At 51.5% G+C, this 18,439-nt stretch carries 15 protein-coding genes, 2 tRNA genes and 4 rRNA genes; 12 read left to right on the top strand and 9 right to left on the bottom strand.

The features are described from left to right. Positions 1-24: 24 nt before the first annotated feature. Entirely contained in the window at positions 25-969 is a 945-nt protein-coding gene (gene fmt / locus QNH99_RS02330) for a methionyl-tRNA formyltransferase (RefSeq protein ID WP_063877455.1), read from the bottom strand. 20 nt (positions 970-989) lie between these two features. Continuing rightward, positions 990-1,502 (bottom strand): peptide deformylase, encoded by a 513-nt coding sequence (gene def, locus QNH99_RS02335; RefSeq protein WP_063877454.1) that lies wholly within the window; start codon positions 1,500-1,502, stop codon positions 990-992. 117 nt (positions 1,503-1,619) lie between these two features. Between def and dprA the strand changes: the two genes are divergently transcribed. The 6 genes from dprA to QNH99_RS02365 are packed head-to-tail and all read left to right on the top strand — an operon-like array spanning position 1,620 to position 5,416. After that, a complete protein-coding gene (gene dprA / locus QNH99_RS02340) occupies positions 1,620-2,744 on the top strand; it encodes a DNA-protecting protein DprA (RefSeq protein WP_410517250.1) in 1,125 nt (374 codons plus the stop codon). Further along, the gene (smg, locus tag QNH99_RS02345) at positions 2,716-3,189 is read left to right on the top strand and encodes a DUF494 family protein Smg (RefSeq protein WP_013027451.1); all 474 of its coding nucleotides are present in this window, start codon (positions 2,716-2,718) and stop codon (positions 3,187-3,189) included. Before dprA ends, smg begins: the two co-directional genes overlap by 29 nt. A gap of 23 nt (positions 3,190-3,212) precedes the next feature. After that, entirely contained in the window at positions 3,213-3,758 is a 546-nt protein-coding gene (locus QNH99_RS02350) for a type I DNA topoisomerase (RefSeq protein ID WP_096012591.1), read from the top strand. Between the two features lie 9 nt (positions 3,759-3,767). Then, positions 3,768-4,340, top strand: coding sequence for an L-threonylcarbamoyladenylate synthase type 1 TsaC (tsaC, locus tag QNH99_RS02355; RefSeq protein ID WP_096012590.1), 573 nt, complete (start codon positions 3,768-3,770; stop codon positions 4,338-4,340). 3 nt (positions 4,341-4,343) lie between these two features. Beyond that, positions 4,344-5,162 (top strand): shikimate dehydrogenase, encoded by an 819-nt coding sequence (aroE, locus tag QNH99_RS02360; RefSeq protein WP_096012589.1) that lies wholly within the window; start codon positions 4,344-4,346, stop codon positions 5,160-5,162. After that, positions 5,159-5,416 (top strand): DUF1488 domain-containing protein, encoded by a 258-nt coding sequence (locus tag QNH99_RS02365; RefSeq protein ID WP_145395234.1) that lies wholly within the window; start codon positions 5,159-5,161, stop codon positions 5,414-5,416. The genes aroE and QNH99_RS02365 overlap by 4 nt, the downstream gene beginning before the upstream one ends. Here the strand turns inward: QNH99_RS02365 and QNH99_RS02370 are convergent. Next, entirely contained in the window at positions 5,371-5,937 is a 567-nt protein-coding gene (locus QNH99_RS02370; RefSeq protein WP_063877448.1) for a gamma carbonic anhydrase family protein, read from the bottom strand. The genes QNH99_RS02365 and QNH99_RS02370 overlap by 46 nt on opposite strands. 490 nt (positions 5,938-6,427) lie before the next feature. Between QNH99_RS02370 and QNH99_RS02375 the strand changes: the two genes are divergently transcribed. From QNH99_RS02375 to rrf (QNH99_RS02400), 6 genes are all read left to right on the top strand, one after another. Continuing rightward, positions 6,428-7,967, top strand: a 16S ribosomal RNA gene (locus QNH99_RS02375). A gap of 163 nt (positions 7,968-8,130) precedes the next feature. Further along, positions 8,131-8,206 (top strand) — tRNA-Glu (locus QNH99_RS02380). A gap of 208 nt (positions 8,207-8,414) precedes the next feature. After that, positions 8,415-11,320, top strand: a 23S ribosomal RNA gene (locus QNH99_RS02385). A gap of 208 nt (positions 11,321-11,528) precedes the next feature. Then, positions 11,529-11,644 (top strand): 5S ribosomal RNA (gene rrf, locus QNH99_RS02390). Positions 11,645-11,834: 190 nt separating this feature from the next. Continuing rightward, a tRNA-Thr gene (locus QNH99_RS02395) sits at positions 11,835-11,910 on the top strand. Between the two features lie 37 nt (positions 11,911-11,947). Beyond that, positions 11,948-12,063, top strand: a 5S ribosomal RNA gene (gene rrf, locus QNH99_RS02400). Together the 16S, 23S and 5S rRNA genes with 2 tRNA genes alongside form the textbook arrangement of a ribosomal RNA operon. Positions 12,064-12,420: 357 nt before the next feature. Here rrf (QNH99_RS02400) and QNH99_RS02405 read toward each other — a convergent pair. The 6 genes from QNH99_RS02405 to dusB form a co-directional block, all read right to left on the bottom strand. Continuing rightward, positions 12,421-13,179 carry an amino acid ABC transporter ATP-binding protein gene (locus QNH99_RS02405; protein ID WP_063877447.1) on the bottom strand — a complete coding sequence of 253 codons (759 nt, stop codon included), beginning with the start codon at positions 13,177-13,179 and terminating at the stop codon, positions 12,421-12,423. Between the two features lie 7 nt (positions 13,180-13,186). Further along, entirely contained in the window at positions 13,187-14,287 is a 1,101-nt protein-coding gene (locus QNH99_RS02410; RefSeq protein ID WP_410517251.1) for an amino acid ABC transporter permease, read from the bottom strand. Positions 14,288-14,302: 15 nt separating this feature from the next. Next, entirely contained in the window at positions 14,303-15,481 is a 1,179-nt protein-coding gene (locus tag QNH99_RS02415) for an amino acid ABC transporter permease (protein ID WP_063877445.1), read from the bottom strand. A gap of 69 nt (positions 15,482-15,550) precedes the next feature. Further along, the gene (locus tag QNH99_RS02420) at positions 15,551-16,576 is read right to left on the bottom strand and encodes an amino acid ABC transporter substrate-binding protein (protein ID WP_063877444.1); all 1,026 of its coding nucleotides are present in this window, start codon (positions 16,574-16,576) and stop codon (positions 15,551-15,553) included. 544 nt (positions 16,577-17,120) lie between these two features. Then, positions 17,121-17,417 (bottom strand): DNA-binding transcriptional regulator Fis, encoded by a 297-nt coding sequence (fis, locus tag QNH99_RS02425; RefSeq protein ID WP_003855228.1) that lies wholly within the window; start codon positions 17,415-17,417, stop codon positions 17,121-17,123. A gap of 23 nt (positions 17,418-17,440) precedes the next feature. After that, positions 17,441-18,406 carry a tRNA dihydrouridine synthase DusB gene (dusB, locus tag QNH99_RS02430; protein WP_283350675.1) on the bottom strand — a complete coding sequence of 322 codons (966 nt, stop codon included), beginning with the start codon at positions 18,404-18,406 and terminating at the stop codon, positions 17,441-17,443. Positions 18,407-18,439: the final 33 nt, after the last annotated feature.

The raw sequence follows: 18,439 nt of genomic DNA on the forward strand, positions 1-18,439 counted from the left end.
CCCGGTTTTTGCCGGGCCTGAGGGTCAGTCCAGAAGAGTGCCGGCTTCAAACCATTCTCGGCGCGAGTTAAGCAGATCCTGTGCCGACATCGGTTTTTTACCGGCGGGTTGAAGCTGAAGCAAATTCAGCACGCCGTCGGCAGTGGCAATTTGAATGCCTTGTTTGTCAGCCTGGATAATCTCTCCTGGCTGTTTGTTCACATGAGGTAAGACGCAGGCTTGCCAGACTTTAACCGGCTGATCATTCACCATAAAAAAGCTTATCGGCCAGGGATTGAAGGCACGGATGCAGCGTTCCAGCTGTTCGGCCGACAGCGTCCAGTTAAGGCGCGCTTCCTCTTTACTGAGCTTCTCCGCATAGTTGGCCTGGCTTTCGTCTTGCTGAATGGCCTGCGCTTGACCATCACGTAACTGAGCTAAGGTTGTCAGCAGTCCTGCCGGGCCCAGATCTGCCAGCTTGTCATAAAGCGTGGCACTGGTATCTTCCGCGCTAATTGGACAGGCCAGTTTCAATAGCATATCACCGGTATCCAGCCCAACATCCATCTGCATGATGGTCACACCGGTTTCACTGTCGCCCGCCCAGAGCGCGCGCTGAATGGGCGCGGCGCCACGCCAGCGTGGCAGCAGGGAACCGTGTACGTTGATACAGCCCAGTCGGGGCATATCAAGCACGGCTTTTGGCAGAATGAGCCCATAAGCGACCACCACCATTACGTCAGCCTGCAAATCTGCAATCAGCTGTTGGTTTTCTGCAGGGCGCAAGGATTTGGGTTGAAATACCGGAATGTTTTGGGCCAGGGCTAAGGATTTAACCGGGCCGGCGGTCAACTTATTGCCGCGACCTGCGGGACGATCCGGTTGGGTAAAGACGCCAACCACCTGATGCTCAGAAGCAAGCAGCGCGTCAAGGTGACGCGCTGCAAAGTCTGGCGTGCCAGCAAAAATAATTTTAAGCGGAGCAGACACGTTTATCCCTTTTTCAGATCTCAGGAAGCCTGGGCGTTTTGTCGCGCCAGTTTTTCTAACTTAGTTTTGATGCGCTGACGCTTTAAAGGCGAAAGATAATCAATAAACAGTTTGCCATCGAGATGGTCGATTTCGTGTTGAATACAGATAGCCAGCAGATCACCGGTTTCAAGTTCGAAACTTTTACCGTCACGATCTAACGCACGGACTTTTACCCGCTCAGCACGTGGCACAAAAGCGCGTTGCTCAGGAATGGACAGACAGCCTTCTTCAATACCTGTTTCACCGCTTTTTTCCAGAAGCTCAGGATTAATTAATACCAGACGCTCATCGCGGTTCTCTGATACATCAATCACAATGATGCGCTGGTGAATGTCCACCTGCGTGGCAGCCAGGCCGATACCTTCTTCGGAATACATGGTTTCGAACATATCATCAACGATACGCTGAACGTCCGCGTTAACTTCTTTAACAGGCGCGGCAATTTTGCGCAGGCGCTCGTCAGGAAAATGTAATACCTGTAAAACTGACATAAATATCCAGATATATATTCTAAAAGGGAAAGATTACTGCCCCATATTGTAGACTTTTTAGCACCTGATTGACAGCATTCTGCGGAGGGAAGCAACGGTTATCAGGAGGCTGTAAAGATGCAAAAAAGGGAGCAGTTACTGCGGCTGGCCGCCATTCCGGGCATAACGGGCAGGCGCTGGTTAAGCGCGGCACAGCAACTGTCTGAAGGCAAAGATGTTGATGATGTGTTAACTCTGAACGGGTTTGAGGCTCCACAACGCCACTATTACCATCATATCTCCCCCCGTTGGCTGGCGACAGTTAAGACGTGGCTGGCAACGAACCCGTTGCACCATCTGATTACCGCACTTGATCCGCTTTATCCCGCTCAACTGGCTGAAACGGCCTGTTTTCCTCCGCTGCTGTATGTGAAAGGCGACCCCGCCGTGTTGGGGGCACCGCAGTTAGCGGTGGTCGGCAGCCGTCAATGTTCCCACTCTGGCCGCTACTGGTGTGACTGGTTTACTCAACAGTTATCGCTAAGTGGCTTTACTATCACCAGCGGCCTGGCGATTGGTATCGATGGCGTTGCGCATCGCGCCGCGCTGAGGGTTCAGGGGAAAACCGTTGCGGTGCTGGGCAGCGGACTGGAGCATCTTTATCCCAAAAAGCATGGTGCATTGGCGCAGGAGATTGTCGGGCAGGGCGGCGCCGTGGTATCTGAGTTTCCGCTGGATGCCGTACCGCTGGCACATCGTTTTCCACGCAGAAACCGTATTATCAGTGGGCTGAGCCAGGGCGTTTTAGTCATAGAAGCGTCATTAAAGAGTGGTTCATTAGTCACAGCCCGTTATGCATTAGAGCAAAATCGCGCGGTTTATGCCTTGCCCGGCGCATTAGGAAACAGCGGCAGTGAGGGAACAAACTGGCTGATTCAACAGGGCGCGATGCTGGTGGCACATCCTAATAACATCATTGAAGATTTACGCGCTATGCTTAACTGGTTACCTGTTACACAATCAGACGAAATTTATTCTGATGCCAGTGACGATGCTCCATTGCCATTTGCCGAGCTGTTGGCTAACGTAGGTGATGAGGTTACACCTGTTGACGTTGTCGCTGAACGTGCCGGCCAACCTGTGCCAGTTATTACAGCTCAATTGCTGGAACTGGAGTTAGCAGGATGGATCGCAGCTGTACCCGGCGGCTATGTCCGATTGAGGAGGGCATGCCATGTTCGACGTACTCATGTACTTGTTTGAGACCTATATCCACAACGAAGCAGAAATGGGTGTTGATCAGGACAGATTGACAGATGACTTGACGGATGCCGGTTTTCATCGCGAAGATATCTATAACGCGTTGAACTGGTTAGAAAAATTGGCAGACTACCAGGAAGGTCTGGTCGCCCCAATTTTACTGGCAAATGATCCGCTCTCCATGCGCATCTATACAGATGAAGAGAGCAAGCGTTTAGATGCCGAAAGCCGCGGTTTCCTGCTTTTCCTGGAGCAAATCCAGGTCTTGAGTCTGGAAACACGAGAAATGGTCATTGAACGTGTCATGGCGCTTGATACTCTTGATTTCGATCTTGAGGATCTTAAATGGGTGGTGTTGATGGTGTTGTTTAACATCCCAGGATGTGAAAACGCCTATCAACAAATGGAAGAACTGTTATTCGACGTCAACGAAGGTATGCTGCATTAAATTTTCACTGATGCATTATCGTTATGAGTAAAACCGCACTCTTTACTGCGCGTAAACAGGACCCCTGCCCCGCTTGCGGGGCAGAACTTGTTATACGTTCAGGAAAACACGGCCCTTTTTTGGGCTGTGCAAACTACCCTGCCTGCGACTACATCCGGCCCCTGGGAAACCAGGCCGACGGACATGTAGTAAAAGTTCTGGAAGGTCATGCTTGCCCGCAATGTGGTGCTGATAAAGTGTTACGTCAGGGCCGTTTTGGCATGTTTATTGGCTGTAGCGACTATCCAGCGTGTGATTACACGGAAACGATCGATAAACCTGATGAGACAACCATCGACTGCCCGCAGTGTCAGCAAGGTAAACTGGTACAGCGGCGATCGCGTTTTGGCAAAACCTTCCATTCCTGTGACCGCTATCCAGCCTGCCAGTTTGCCGTTAATCTGACGCCAGTCGCTGGACGCTGTCCGCATTGTGAATTTCCGCTTTTAGTTGAAAAAAAGACGGCGCAGGGCACCCGGCTTTTTTGCGCCAGTAAAAGTTGTGGCAAAGCTATCACTGAAGAGACGTAAGACATAACCATGCAAAATCAACCAGTTTCCGGCTCACTACAGGATTGTGTGAACCATCTGAAGCAACATGCCGTGATTGCTTATCCCACTGAAGCGGTATTCGGCCTGGGCTGCGACCCCGACGATGAATCGGCAGTGATGGCTCTGCTGGCATTGAAAAGACGCCCAGTGGAAAAAGGGTTGATTCTGATAGCGGCCGATTACGGCCAGCTTATGCCCTACGTCTCCGATCATGTCTTAACGGCGATGCAGCGTGAACGTATGTTTGCCTGCTGGCCAGGCCCGGTCACCTTTGTTGTGCCAGCAGCACCGCAAACGCCACGTTGGTTAACCGGACAGTTTGATTCCCTGGCTATTCGCGTCAGCGACCATCCTGACGTTCAGGCGTTGTGCCGGGCGTTTGGTAAACCTCTGGTTTCAACCAGCGCGAATCTTTCTGGTCAGCCACCTTGCCGTTCAGTAGAAGAGGTTAAACTGCAGTTTGGTGCTGCGTTTCCCGTACTCAATGGAGAGACGGGAGGAAGGCTAAACCCTTCTGAGATCCGTGACGTGGTTAGCGGCAACCAGATACGGCAGGGCTAGCAGATGGCATATTTTGCAGTTTTCGGACATCCGATCAGTCACAGCAAATCCCCGCAAATTCATCAGGCCTTTGCCAGGCAAACGGGTATTGCGCTTCAATACGATCGTATTGAAGCGCCTGTCGATGCCTTTCCCCAGGCTATCACCACTTTTTTCTCTCAGGGTGGGGCAGGCGCTAATATCACGTTACCTTTTAAACAACAGGCCTGGGAATATGCAGACCAGCTCACCGAACGTGCCTCTCTCTCTGGTGCCGTCAACACGTTGAAGAAATGCCAGGATGGTCAGATTCTTGGCGATAATACGGATGGCATCGGTTTAGTCAGCGATCTGCAGCGTCTGTCGATGATCAAACCTGGCGATCATATTTTACTGGTGGGGGCGGGAGGGGCGGCACGTGGCGTCATCCTTCCTCTGCTTTCGCTGGGCACGTCAATTACGGTGGTAAACCGTACGGCTGCTAATGCCCAGAGCATGGCAAAGACGTTTGCGCACCGTGGGGCGGTGAGTGCCCTTTCTTTTGAGGAGCTTGAAGGTAAACATTTTGATTTGCTGATTAACGCAACGTCGAGCGGCATCAATGGCGATGTGCCACCGTTATCGTCTTCATTAATTCATGCGGATTTACGCTGTTATGACATGTTCTACCAGAATGGATTGACCGCTTTTTTGCGCTGGTGTCACCAGCAGGGTTCATCTCATCTGGCTGATGGGTTAGGCATGCTGGTGGGTCAGGCCGCGCATGCCTTTCATCTGTGGCATGGCATCATGCCGGAGATTGCGCCTGTCATTGCGTCCTTAAAAGCCGAGATACAGTCATGAATCAGGCTATCCAGTTTCCAGACCGTGAAACGCTGGATGTCACATTAAAGGCTGTTTGTTTTCCCGTTTTGGTTAATGGCATGGGACTGACCTGTGCTATCAGCGTGGATGCGTTACACCAGCAGTTCGGGGAGGGAGACGCGATGGCCCTGTTTCGTGACCATCGCTGGGATCTGGAAGATGTGGCTGAAGACTGTATCCGTAACGATCAGGTAGATAATGAAGGATGGGTCTGGCTGTCGCCTGCCAGATAGTCGTTCTTCCAGCTAACATAGTTGCGGGCAGAGTAGAGCAATCCTTCAATTTCTTTTTCATTCAGCGGTCGAATTTGTTTTACCGGGCTCCCTACATAAAGATAACCGCTTTCCAGTCTCTTACCCGGCGGGACCAGACTCCCGGCACCAATCAGAACATCATCTTCAACAATCACGCCATCCAGCACGATTGAACCCATCCCAACCAGCACGCGATTACCGATGGTGCAGCCATGCAGCATCGCCTTATGCCCAACGGTAACATCCTGACCGATAACCAGTGGAAAACCTGCTGGATTGGCATCAGACTTATGGGTTACATGAAGTACGCTGCCATCCTGAATATTGGTACGGGCACCGATGCGAACCTGATTCACATCACCACGAATAGCCACTAAAGGCCAGATACCTACATCATCTTCGATAATGACGTCGCCCACCACTACGCTTGTGGAATCAACCATGACGCGCAGACCCAACTGCGGGAAAAGATGTTTATAAGGGCGTAATGCTACAGTCATTGTATTCTCCTTTACTGAGTTTACCGGCAGCCTGCTGTGATTCTGACCTGCTGGCAAGGGGATTTTGCCCCGGATCGTTGGCGATCTAACCAATATGAATGTTTTCTCGACAGTCAGAAAAAAGATCCAAAAAAAGGGTTGTGCAATTTATTCGGATCCCTATAATGCGCCTCCACTGACACGGCACAACGGCTTACGGAATGCGGTGTCGGGAGGTTCGGGAAACTGAGCCGCCGGAGAAAAACTTCTGAAAAAGAAGTTGACTCTGAAGGAGGAAAGCGTAATATACGCCACCTCGCGACAGGCGGTTAACCCGCTGTTCGCACTGCTCTTTAACAATTTATCAGACAATCTGTGTGGGCACTCGCAGGATTGATATCAGCGTCTCCGGACGTAAAAAATATCAAGTCTCACGAGTGAACACATAATGAAATTCATTATGACGTTTTACAGATGAGCACCGCTGAACTGGTTTCAGCAAATCAAACTTAAATTGAAGAGTTTGATCATGGCTCAGATTGAACGCTGGCGGCAGGCCTAACACATGCAAGTCGGACGGTAGCACAGAGAGCTTGCTCTCGGGTGACGAGTGGCGGACGGGTGAGTAATGTCTGGGGATCTGCCCGATAGAGGGGGATAACCACTGGAAACGGTGGCTAATACCGCATAACGTCGCAAGACCAAAGAGGGGGACCTTCGGGCCTCTCACTATCGGATGAACCCAGATGGGATTAGCTAGTAGGCGGGGTAACGGCCCACCTAGGCGACGATCCCTAGCTGGTCTGAGAGGATGACCAGCCACACTGGAACTGAGACACGGTCCAGACTCCTACGGGAGGCAGCAGTGGGGAATATTGCACAATGGGCGCAAGCCTGATGCAGCCATGCCGCGTGTATGAAGAAGGCCTTCGGGTTGTAAAGTACTTTCAGCGGGGAGGAAGGCATTGTGGTTAATAACCGCAGTGATTGACGTTACCCGCAGAAGAAGCACCGGCTAACTCCGTGCCAGCAGCCGCGGTAATACGGAGGGTGCAAGCGTTAATCGGAATTACTGGGCGTAAAGCGCACGCAGGCGGTCTGTTAAGTCAGATGTGAAATCCCCGGGCTTAACCTGGGAACTGCATTTGAAACTGGCAGGCTTGAGTCTCGTAGAGGGGGGTAGAATTCCAGGTGTAGCGGTGAAATGCGTAGAGATCTGGAGGAATACCGGTGGCGAAGGCGGCCCCCTGGACGAAGACTGACGCTCAGGTGCGAAAGCGTGGGGAGCAAACAGGATTAGATACCCTGGTAGTCCACGCCGTAAACGATGTCGACTTGGAGGTTGTTCCCTTGAGGAGTGGCTTCCGGAGCTAACGCGTTAAGTCGACCGCCTGGGGAGTACGGCCGCAAGGTTAAAACTCAAATGAATTGACGGGGGCCCGCACAAGCGGTGGAGCATGTGGTTTAATTCGATGCAACGCGAAGAACCTTACCTACTCTTGACATCCACGGAATTCGGCAGAGATGCCTTAGTGCCTTCGGGAACCGTGAGACAGGTGCTGCATGGCTGTCGTCAGCTCGTGTTGTGAAATGTTGGGTTAAGTCCCGCAACGAGCGCAACCCTTATCCTTTGTTGCCAGCGATTCGGTCGGGAACTCAAAGGAGACTGCCGGTGATAAACCGGAGGAAGGTGGGGATGACGTCAAGTCATCATGGCCCTTACGAGTAGGGCTACACACGTGCTACAATGGCGCATACAAAGAGAAGCGACCTCGCGAGAGCAAGCGGACCTCATAAAGTGCGTCGTAGTCCGGATCGGAGTCTGCAACTCGACTCCGTGAAGTCGGAATCGCTAGTAATCGTGGATCAGAATGCCACGGTGAATACGTTCCCGGGCCTTGTACACACCGCCCGTCACACCATGGGAGTGGGTTGCAAAAGAAGTAGGTAGCTTAACCTTCGGGAGGGCGCTTACCACTTTGTGATTCATGACTGGGGTGAAGTCGTAACAAGGTAACCGTAGGGGAACCTGCGGTTGGATCACCTCCTTACCTGAAGATACTTTCCCGCGAAGTGCTCACACAGATTGTCTGATAGAAAAGTAATGAGCAAAGCGTCTACGCGTTGGGGTGCGGTAACAATAACTATTGTCGCCTGATTATATAATCTCACCTTCACGTGAAATTACCCGTGTCTGTTGCACAAGTATTTCACGTCCCCTTCGTCTAGAGGCCCAGGACACCGCCCTTTCACGGCGGTAACAGGGGTTCGAATCCCCTAGGGGACGCCACTTGCTTGGTGACAGGTGAAAGGTGTTGCCCACATATCTTAAAGATGACTTACGAGTCGTGTTTAAGATATTGCTCTTTAACAATCCGGAACAAGCTGAAAATTTGAAACGACACATGGTCGCATTCTTCCGTAATAAAGAATGATGACGTGTGATCGAGTCTCTCAAAAGCTCATGACACGCAGCGTAAAACGCCTGTGGGTTGTGAGGTTAAGCGACTAAGCGTACACGGTGGATGCCCTGGCAGTCAGAGGCGATGAAGGGCGTGCTAATCTGCGATAAGCGCCGGTAAGGTGATATGAACCGCAATAACCGGCGATACCCGAATGGGGAAACCCAGTGTGACTCGTCACACTATCATGCAGTGAATACATAGCTGCATGAGGCGAACCGGGGGAACTGAAACATCTAAGTACCCCGAGGAAAAGAAATCAACCGAGATTCCCCCAGTAGCGGCGAGCGAACGGGGAGGAGCCCAGAACCATCATCAGCTTGTGCATCAGTGGAAGCGTCTGGAAAGTCGCAGGGTACAGGGTGATACTCCCGTACACAAAGGTGCACAGGTTGTGAGTTCGATGAGTAAGGCGGGACACGTGGTATCCTGTCTGAATATGGGGGGACCATCCTCCAAGGCTAAATACTCCTGACTGACCGATAGTGAACCAGTACCGTGAGGGAAAGGCGAAAAGAACCCCGGCGAGGGGAGTGAAACAGAACCTGAAACCGTGTACGTACAAGCAGTGGGAGCCTTCTTAACGGGGGTGACTGCGTACCTTTTGTATAATGGGTCAGCGACTTATATTCTGTAGCAAGGTTAACCGTATAGGGGAGCCGCAGGGAAACCGAGTCTTAACTGGGCGTTAAGTTGCAGGGTATAGACCCGAAACCCGGTGATCTAGCCATGGGCAGGTTGAAGGTTGGGTAACACTAACTGGAGGACCGAACCGACTAATGTTGAAAAATTAGCGGATGACCTGTGGCTGGGGGTGAAAGGCCAATCAAACCGGGAGATAGCTGGTTCTCCCCGAAAGCTATTTAGGTAGCGCCTCGTGAACTCATCTCCGGGGGTAGAGCACTGTTTCGGCTAGGGGGCCATCCCGGCTTACCAACCCGATGCAAACTGCGAATACCGGAGAATGTTATCACGGGAGACACACGGCGGGTGCTAACGTCCGTCGTGAAGAGGGAAACAACCCAGACCGCCAGCTAAGGTCCCAAAGTCATGGTTAAGTGGGAAACGATGTGGGAAGGCACAGACAGCCAGGATGTTGGCTTAGAAGCAGCCATCATTTAAAGAAAGCGTAATAGCTCACTGGTCGAGTCGGCCTGCGCGGAAGATGTAACGGGGCTAAACCATGCACCGAAGCTGCGGCAGCGACACTATGTGTTGTTGGGTAGGGGAGCGTTCTGTAAGCCGTTGAAGGTGTGCTGTGAGGCATGCTGGAGGTATCAGAAGTGCGAATGCTGACATAAGTAACGATAAACAAGGTGAAAAACCTTGTCGCCGGAAGACCAAGGGTTCCTGTTCAACGTTAATCGGAGCAGGGTGAGTCGACCCCTAAGGCGAGGCCGAAAGGCGTAGTCGATGGGAAACAGGTTAATATTCCTGTACTTGGTGTTACTGCGAAGGGGGGACGGAGAAGGCTATATCAGCCGGGCGACGGTTGTCCCGGTTTAAGCGTGTAGGTGTGTGTTCCAGGCAAATCCGGTTCACTTTACACTGAGGCGTGACGACGAGGCACTACGGTGCTGAAGTGATAAATGCCCTGCTTCCAGGAAAAGCCTCTAAGCATCAGGTAACACAAAATCGTACCCCAAACCGACACAGGTGGTCAGGTAGAGAATACCAAGGCGCTTGAGAGAACTCGGGTGAAGGAACTAGGCAAAATGGTGCCGTAACTTCGGGAGAAGGCACGCTGCCACCAGGTGAAGTCACTTGCTGACGGAGCCGAAGGCAGTCGAAGATACCAGCTGGCTGCAACTGTTTATTAAAAACACAGCACTGTGCAAACACGAAAGTGGACGTATACGGTGTGACGCCTGCCCGGTGCCGGAAGGTTAATTGATGGGGTTAAGCGCAAGCTGAAGCTCTTGATCGAAGCCCCGGTAAACGGCGGCCGTAACTATAACGGTCCTAAGGTAGCGAAATTCCTTGTCGGGTAAGTTCCGACCTGCACGAATGGCGTAATGATGGCCAGGCTGTCTCCACCCGAGACTCAGTGAAATTGAAATCGCTGTGAAGATGCAGTGTACCCGCGGCAAGACGGAAAGACCCCGTGAACCTTTACTACAGCTTGACACTGAACACTGAGCCTTGATGTGTAGGATAGGTGGGAGGCTTTGAAGCGTGGACGCCAGTCTGCGTGGAGCCATCCTTGAAATACCACCCTTTAATGTTTGGTGTTCTAACGTAAGCCCGTAATCCGGGCTGCGGACAGTGTCTGGTGGGTAGTTTGACTGGGGCGGTCTCCTCCTAAAGAGTAACGGAGGAGCACGAAGGTTGGCTAATCCTGGTCGGACATCAGGAGGTTAGTGCAATGGCATAAGCCAGCTTGACTGCGAGAGTGACGGCTCGAGCAGGTGCGAAAGCAGGTCATAGTGATCCGGTGGTTCTGAATGGAAGGGCCATCGCTCAACGGATAAAAGGTACTCCGGGGATAACAGGCTGATACCGCCCAAGAGTTCATATCGACGGCGGTGTTTGGCACCTCGATGTCGGCTCATCACATCCTGGGGCTGAAGTAGGTCCCAAGGGTACGGCTGTTCGCCGTTTAAAGTGGTACGCGAGCTGGGTTTAGAACGTCGTGAGACAGTTCGGTCCCTATCTGCCGTGGGCGCTGGAGAATTGAGGGGGGTTGCTCCTAGTACGAGAGGACCGGAGTGAACGCACCGCTGGTGTCCGGGTTGTCACGCCAGTGGCACTGCCCGGTAGCTAAGTGCGGAAAAGATAAGTGCTGAAAGCATCTAAGCACGAAACTTGCCCCGAGATGAGTTCTCCCTGACCCTTTAAGGGTCCTGAAGGGACGTTGAAGACGACGACGTTGATAGGCCGGGTGTGTAAGCGCAGCGATGCGTTGAGCTTACCGGTACTAATGACCCGTGAGGCTTAACCTTACAACGCCAGAGGCGTTTTGGTTGAGAGACGATTGAATTTTCAGCATTGTTTACCGGAAAAGAATTTGCGGAAACGACAGATTTTGCGGCATGAGAAGGCGCAGAGCGATGACGTCAGCGGGAGCATACTGAAGTATGTGACCGGTGCGGCAGAGCGAATGCAACGCGTTCATGGCGTAAAAGAGTCGTTTCGTGCACAAAGAATTTGCCTGGCGGCTGTAGCGCGGTGGTCCCACCTGACCCCATGCCGAACTCAGAAGTGAAACGCCGTAGCGCCGATGGTAGTGTGGGGTCTCCCCATGCGAGAGTAGGGAACTGCCAGGCATCAAATTGAAAACCTGCACGTTACTTCGGGCAGTTCTCTACTCAAAAGAGAGTAGGACAAAAGCGAATGCTTTTGAACGCTGCAGAGCAGCGGCCCGAAGGGTGAATCACCGCGTGATTCATCAACTGCCAGGCATCAAATTGAAAGACCCGAGCATCAGCATAAAAGTGCCGGGAGTACCTGTTGCGTGCTGATATGGCTCAGTTGGTAGAGCGCACCCTTGGTAAGGGTGAGGTCCCCAGTTCGACTCTGGGTATCAGCACCAGTTATATATGGCTAGAGTTCGGCAAATAAAGAATTTGCCTGGCGGCTGTAGCGCGGTGGTCCCACCTGACCCCATGCCGAACTCAGAAGTGAAACGCCGTAGCGCCGATGGTAGTGTGGGGTCTCCCCATGCGAGAGTAGGGAACTGCCAGGCATCAAACAAGTGAAGAAGCCCTGAACGAAAGTTCAGGGCTTTTTTACGTCTGTTATTCGGTAAAAAGTCTCTGTTAAACGTATATGGGTCACCACAAACACTGTTGATGCACTTAAAACAGCCGGGTGGCTCTCACCTGACCTGTAAAAGGGCCAATAAAAGCTATGTAACCGGCCAGAAGAAGGACCGCTGGCGCAATGAAGTATGATTGCGGACAGGCAACTCTGGCAGTTGAAGCTTTGTGTAATCAGCGTTAGCGAAGTGAGAATATACGGGGAATAGACGCGCTGTATGCAGTTGTCAGGCGCGGCAGAACAGCACCTCCGTATGACGGAGGTGCTGAGAGATGAAGCAGGGTCAGTGAATAACCTGAGACAGGAAAGCGCGGGTGCGCTCTGACCGGGGATTCGCAAAAAACTCCTGCGGCGGCGCAACTTCTACGATCTCACCGCGATCCATAAAGATCACTCTGTCGGCCACCGTACGCGCAAAGCCCATTTCATGTGTCACACACAACATCGTCATACCGTCTTCTGCCAGCCCAATCATCGTATCGAGTACTTCTTTCACCATCTCTGGATCCAGGGCAGATGTCGGCTCGTCAAACAACATGATCTTGGGTTTCATACATAACGAACGTGCGATAGCGACACGCTGCTGCTGTCCCCCAGACAGTTGACCTGGGAACTTATGTGCATGCTCTTCAATACGCACCCGCTTCAGGTAATGCATAGCAAGCTCTTCAGCCTCTTTTTTGGCAATCTTACGAACCCACATCGGTGCCAGCGTACAGTTTTGTAAAACGGTAAGATGAGGGAAAAGATTGAAGTGTTGAAACACCATACCGACCTCAGTACGAACTCGCTCGATATTGCGCACATCCTCATTCAAATGAATACCATCTACAACAATACGGCCCTTCTGATGCTCTTCAAGATGATTGATGCAGCGAATTGTGGTGGATTTACCTGAACCAGAGGGACCACACAACACGATACGTTCACGAGGTTTTACCTGCAGATTAATATCTTTCAGCACGTGAAATTGCCCGTACCACTTGTTCACATTTTCAAGCGAAATCATCGCATTGGTTGAATCAGTTATTATTTGTGTCATAGAAACCTCAGTGCGATTTGCGCCCGGTGTGAAAACGTTTTTCCAGATACTGGCTGTAACGCGACATGCTAAAACAGAAAATCCAGTAGACCAGCGCGGCAAAGACATAGCCTTCAGTAGACATGCCTAACCAGGCGGGATCGACGGTAGCCTGTTGCACGCTACTAAACAGATCGAACAAACCAATAATGATCACCAGGCTGGTATCTTTGAATAACGCAATAATGGTATTCACCAGTCCCGGAATAGTCAGCTTTAATGCCTGCGGCAGGATGACCAGCATCTGGGTCTTCCAGTATCCCAACGCCAATGATTCAGCGGCTTCAAACTGCCCTTTTGGTAACGCCTGTAACCCACCACGTACCACTTCGGCCACATAGGCCGACTGGAACAAAATGACGCCAACCAATGCGCGCACCAGTTTGTCGATGGTCGTCCCTTCTGCCATAAACAGCGGCAACATAACCGATGACATAAACAGCACCGTTATCAGCGGCACGCCACGCCAGAACTCAATAAAAATCACTGACAGCGTTCGTACCACCGGCATCCGGGAGCGTCGCCCCAGCGCCAGCAAAATACCCAGAGGTAATGCCCCCGAGATACCAACAGACGCGATGATTAACGTCAGCGTGAGCCCACCCCATTGGCGGGTTTCGACCCGGTCGAGTCCTAAGAAGCCGCCATACAACAGAAACCAGACAACGAGGGGATAACATACTGCCCAGGCGGCAATATAGCGCCCACGGTAAGGCAGACGTTTAACAAACATCGGAACGAGAGACGCGAGCCCAATGATCAGCGCAAGATTGATGCGCCAGCGCAGTTCATGAGGATAGAGCCCATACATAAACTGACCGAAGCGAGCATGAATGAAGACCCAACATGCGCCCTCTTTGGTGCAGTCAGCCCGTGTTGTGCCAAACCAGTTCGCATCAAAGATCAGCCAGTTCAGAGCAGGTGGAATCACATGCCAGATAAGCCAGATACAGAACAGGGTCAATAAGGTATTAAACCAACCTGAAAACAGGTTCTTGCGTGCCCATCGCCATGCCCGATTCAACGGCGAGGAGGCTATCAGCGGTGTTTCATGTGCAGTGACAGACATAATTATCCCGTTCTCTTAACGCTCAACCAGCGCGATTTTGCGGTTGTAGAAGTTCATCAACATTGAAATCAGCAGGCTGATAATCAGGTAAACGCTCATGGTGATAGCAATGGTCTCAATGGCTTGTCCGGTCTGATTGAGCACCGTGCCGGCAAACAACGACACCATATCGGGATAACCAATTGCAGCAGCCAGTGAAGAGTTCTTCACAATATTCAGATACTGGCTGGTAAGGGGCGGAATAATTACGCGCATGGCCTGCGGGATAATGACCTGACGCAGCGTAACGGGATTCGGCAGCCCCAGCGAGCGGGCCGCTTCATGCTGCCCATAGGGCACGGCCTGGATACCTGAGCGAATCACTTCCGCAATAAAAGAGGAGGTATAGATCGACAGCGCCAACGTAAGGGCGGCCAGTTCAGGAATCATGACAAAGCCGCCCCTGAAGTTGAAACCGCGTAACTCAGGTATATCCCAGTGCATCGCTGCGCCAAAGCCCAGATGTGCAATGAAAGGGAACACCAATAACATCGCAATGGCGGCAGGCCAGGTGCGACGTAATTGACCGGTTTTAAGCTGATGCTGACGATTAAAACGGAACAGGCCGTAAATCGCTACAACAGCCAGTGCAAGGGCAATAACAAAAGGCCAGCTGCCTGGCGCATAGGTCGGCCAGGGTACGTACAGACCGCGGTTACTGACAAAGGCGAGATCAAAAGCGTTAAGCGCCTGACGTGGACCGGGCAGATTACGTAATACCGCAAAGTACCAAAAGAAAATCTGCAGCAAAGGGGGAATATTGCGGAAGGTTTCAATGTAGATATTGGCGATTTTACGCAGTAACCAGTTATCGGACAGACGCGCCAGACCAATAAAAAACCCCAGTATTGAAGCAAAAACAATACAGAGTGCCGACACCAGTAACGTGTTAGTCAGGCCCACCAAAAAGACGCGTGCGTAGGTGTCACCTTCAGTATAATCAATAAGATGCTGCACAATGCCGAAACCAGCATTGCGTTCCAGAAAACCAAAGCCGGAAGTAATACCGCGATTAGCGAGATTGATAACGGTGTTGTGGATGAGATAGCCCACCACAGCAAGTACGGTAATGATCGCAACTATCTGGTAAAGCCAGGCTCGAACCGTGGGATTACCGAACGAAAAATCCCTTTTCACGGTTGGGCGTTGTGACATGTTTAAACCTCAGTAACGAAAGCTTTGCTGGGGCACCGTAGAAAACGGTGCCCGACGGGTGAGGCGTGATTAACGTACCGGTGGTGCGTACTGAATGCCGCCTTTGTTCCAGAGCGCATTCTGACCACGGGCAATTTTCAGCGGGCTGTCTTTACCGACGTTACGATCAAAACTTTCCTGATAGTTACCAACCTGTTTAATGATGTTGTAAGCCCATTTGTTATCCAGCTTCAAATCTTTGCCAAAGTCGCCTTCAGCGCCCAGCAGGTGCGCCATATCAGGTGTGGTAGGTTTAGCCGTCATCTCATCAACGTTTTTAGAGCTGATGCCCATTTCTTCTGCGTTCAGCATGGCGAAAAGCGACCATTTAACGATGGTGAACCAGTCATCATCACCGCGACGCACAACCGGGCCCAGTGGCTCTTTAGAGATCACTTCAGGTAAGACGATGAAGTCATCTGGTTTACCTAATTTAATGCGCAGAGCGTACAGCTGAGACTGGTCAGATGCCAGCGTATCGCAGCGGCCACTATCCAGTGCTTTGGCGGATTCATCCGAGCGGTCAAAGGTGACCGGCGTGTACTGCATTTTGTTGGCTTTGAAGAAGTCAGCCACATTCAGCTCGGTATCAGTACCAGCCTGGATACAGACGGTCGCACCATCCAGCTCTTTCGCACTCTTCAGGCCGGCTTTCTTATGGGTCAGGAAGCCAATGCCATCGTAGTAGTTAACGCCGGTAAACATGAAGCCCATGCCGCCGTCACGTGATGAAGTCCAGGTGGTGTTACGAGAAAGAATATCGACTTCCCCTGACTGCAAAGCGGTAAAACGTTCTTTTGCGGTCAGCGGGGTATATTTCACTTTTGTTGCGTCACCAAACACGGCGGCGGCGGCTGCACGACAGATATCCACATCAAGGCCGGTAAATTTGCCGCTGGCATCTGCATAAGAGAAACCCGGCAGGCCATCGCTGATACCACATTGAACGAACCCTTTCTTTTTAATCGCATCAAGTGTGGTACCTGCATGAGCCTGCTGAGCAACGGCAAGCAGAGAAGCCGCAGCAACCAGAGTAGAGAGCATCATCTTTTTCATAAAGCATCCTGTGTGGCATGTCGTGTTGTGTTGTTATGTATTGCGCACTTTGATGTGCGTTCCTGTCTGTGGCGATCGGCCATCCACGACTTTGCAAAGCCAGTGCCAGGTTTGCATAATCCTGAAGTCACCTGAAAGATCGGGTAATAATCTGAATCATCTGGAGGGCTGCAATAATATGACGCACCAAAAGGAAGCATTTCGAGTCGAAGGGATCACATTTAGTGCAAATTGTTTCACTATTTAGCAACATTGTGAGCTGCATGGCAGGTGGTGGCTGTAAGCGATTGAGGTGTTGCGTAAAATGTTAATCAGGCTCACAAAAGGCTGTTATGACAGGGTTGAAAGGCAGGCGATCAGAAAAAGATGAGCGTGTAGCGGGAGACAGTTTAAAAAGGACGGCCTGTAAAAATCACGCTGGCGACTGCAACTACAGTTACCATATTTGACGCAACTGTTTCACAGGATTTAAAACAATTTGCGCGTTAGCGCACAAATAAAAACGCCAGCCCTGAGGCTGGCGAGATTAACGGTCTGAACTGAATCAGTTCATGCCGTATTTTTTCAGTTTCTTACGCAGCGTACCGCGGTTGATACCCATCATCAGGGCAGCACGGGTCTGGTTGCCACGGGTATACTGCATCACCATGTCCAACAGAGGCTGCTCGACTTCAGCCAAAACCAGCTCATACAGGTCACTCACATCCTGACCATTCAGTTGAGCAAAATAGTTCTTCAGTGCCTGTTTAACCGAATCACGCAAAGGTTTTTGAGTTACCTGATCCTGTGAGTTAACGGTAGAAACGGTCAGTACGTCAGAATTTACGCGTTGTTCGAACATAGTTCTTTCAGCTCTTTATTTCGTTACGCAAGATTTTCGAAGTATGCCTCCAACGCCTCCAGCTGTTCGCTGGCATCCTCAATGGCGTTGAATGTGCGCCGAAACTGGTCATTTGGGGCATGTTCCTGGAGATACCAGGAGACGTGCTTTCGCGCTATACGGTATCCCTTGCCTGAACCGTAAAAGTCGTGCAGCTCACGTATATGCGAAACAAGCAAACGCTTGACCTCTGCCAGTGGCAGCGGGGCAAGCAGCTCCCCAGTGTCCAGATAATGCTGGATTTCCCGGAAGATCCACGGTCTTCCCTGAGCAGCGCGTCCTATCATCAGAGCATCGGCTCCGGTGTAGTCGAGCACTGCTCTGGCTTTATGCGGGTCAGTTATGTCTCCATTCGCGATAATCGGAATAGAAACACTCTGCTTAACTGTCCGAATACTGTCGTATTCAGCGTCTCCGTTGAACAGGCAGGCACGAGTGCGGCCATGTATCGTCAAAGCCTGAATGCCACAGCGTTCAGCCAATTGGGCAATCGCGACACAGTTTCTGTTTTCTGGATCCCATCCGGTACGAATTTTTAATGTTACCGGAACATCAACGGCATTCACCACGGCAGAGAGAATAGACTCCACTACTGCGGGATACTGCAATAAGGCGGAACCCGCCATTTTGCGGTTCACCTTTTTTGCCGGGCAACCCATATTAATATCAATAACCTGTGCACCAGCATCGACATTAATACGCGCAGCCTGGGCCATCTCACTGGGATCGCACCCTGCAATCTGGACGGCACGAATGCCGGGTTCATCACTGTGCACCATGCGTAAACGAGATTTGTCACTGGCCCAGACTTCGGGATTCGATGACAACATCTCAGAAACCGCCATTCCTGCACCCATCTCGTGACAAAGCGTTCTGAAAGGCCTGTCAGTAATACCGGCCATCGGCGCTGCAATCAGTCGATTTCTCAGTTGGAGGTTTCCAATGCGCATGAAGTCGTAATGCCATACTGTATCTGCAAGGCG

The organism is Pantoea allii, from assembly GCF_046529425.1.
GTDB classification, from domain to species: domain Bacteria; phylum Pseudomonadota; class Gammaproteobacteria; order Enterobacterales; family Enterobacteriaceae; genus Pantoea; species Pantoea allii.

Coding starts and splice junctions, on each gene's coding strand:
- def (WP_063877454.1), bottom strand. CDS start 1,502: ATGTCAGTTTTACAGGTATTACATTTTCCTGACGAGCGCCTGCGCAAA.
- dprA (WP_410517250.1), top strand. CDS start 1,620: ATGCAAAAAAGGGAGCAGTTACTGCGGCTGGCCGCCATTCCGGGCATA.
- smg (WP_013027451.1), top strand. CDS start 2,716: ATGTTCGACGTACTCATGTACTTGTTTGAGACCTATATCCACAACGAA.
- QNH99_RS02350 (WP_096012591.1), top strand. CDS start 3,213: ATGAGTAAAACCGCACTCTTTACTGCGCGTAAACAGGACCCCTGCCCC.
- tsaC (WP_096012590.1), top strand. CDS start 3,768: ATGCAAAATCAACCAGTTTCCGGCTCACTACAGGATTGTGTGAACCAT.
- aroE (WP_096012589.1), top strand. CDS start 4,344: ATGGCATATTTTGCAGTTTTCGGACATCCGATCAGTCACAGCAAATCC.
- QNH99_RS02365 (WP_145395234.1), top strand. CDS start 5,159: ATGAATCAGGCTATCCAGTTTCCAGACCGTGAAACGCTGGATGTCACA.
- QNH99_RS02370 (WP_063877448.1), bottom strand. CDS start 5,937: ATGACTGTAGCATTACGCCCTTATAAACATCTTTTCCCGCAGTTGGGT.
- QNH99_RS02405 (WP_063877447.1), bottom strand. CDS start 13,179: ATGACACAAATAATAACTGATTCAACCAATGCGATGATTTCGCTTGAA.
- QNH99_RS02410 (WP_410517251.1), bottom strand. CDS start 14,287: ATGTCTGTCACTGCACATGAAACACCGCTGATAGCCTCCTCGCCGTTG.
- QNH99_RS02415 (WP_063877445.1), bottom strand. CDS start 15,481: ATGTCACAACGCCCAACCGTGAAAAGGGATTTTTCGTTCGGTAATCCC.
- QNH99_RS02420 (WP_063877444.1), bottom strand. CDS start 16,576: ATGAAAAAGATGATGCTCTCTACTCTGGTTGCTGCGGCTTCTCTGCTT.
- fis (WP_003855228.1), bottom strand. CDS start 17,417: ATGTTCGAACAACGCGTAAATTCTGACGTACTGACCGTTTCTACCGTT.
- dusB (WP_283350675.1), bottom strand. CDS start 18,406: ATGCGCATTGGAAACCTCCAACTGAGAAATCGACTGATTGCAGCGCCG.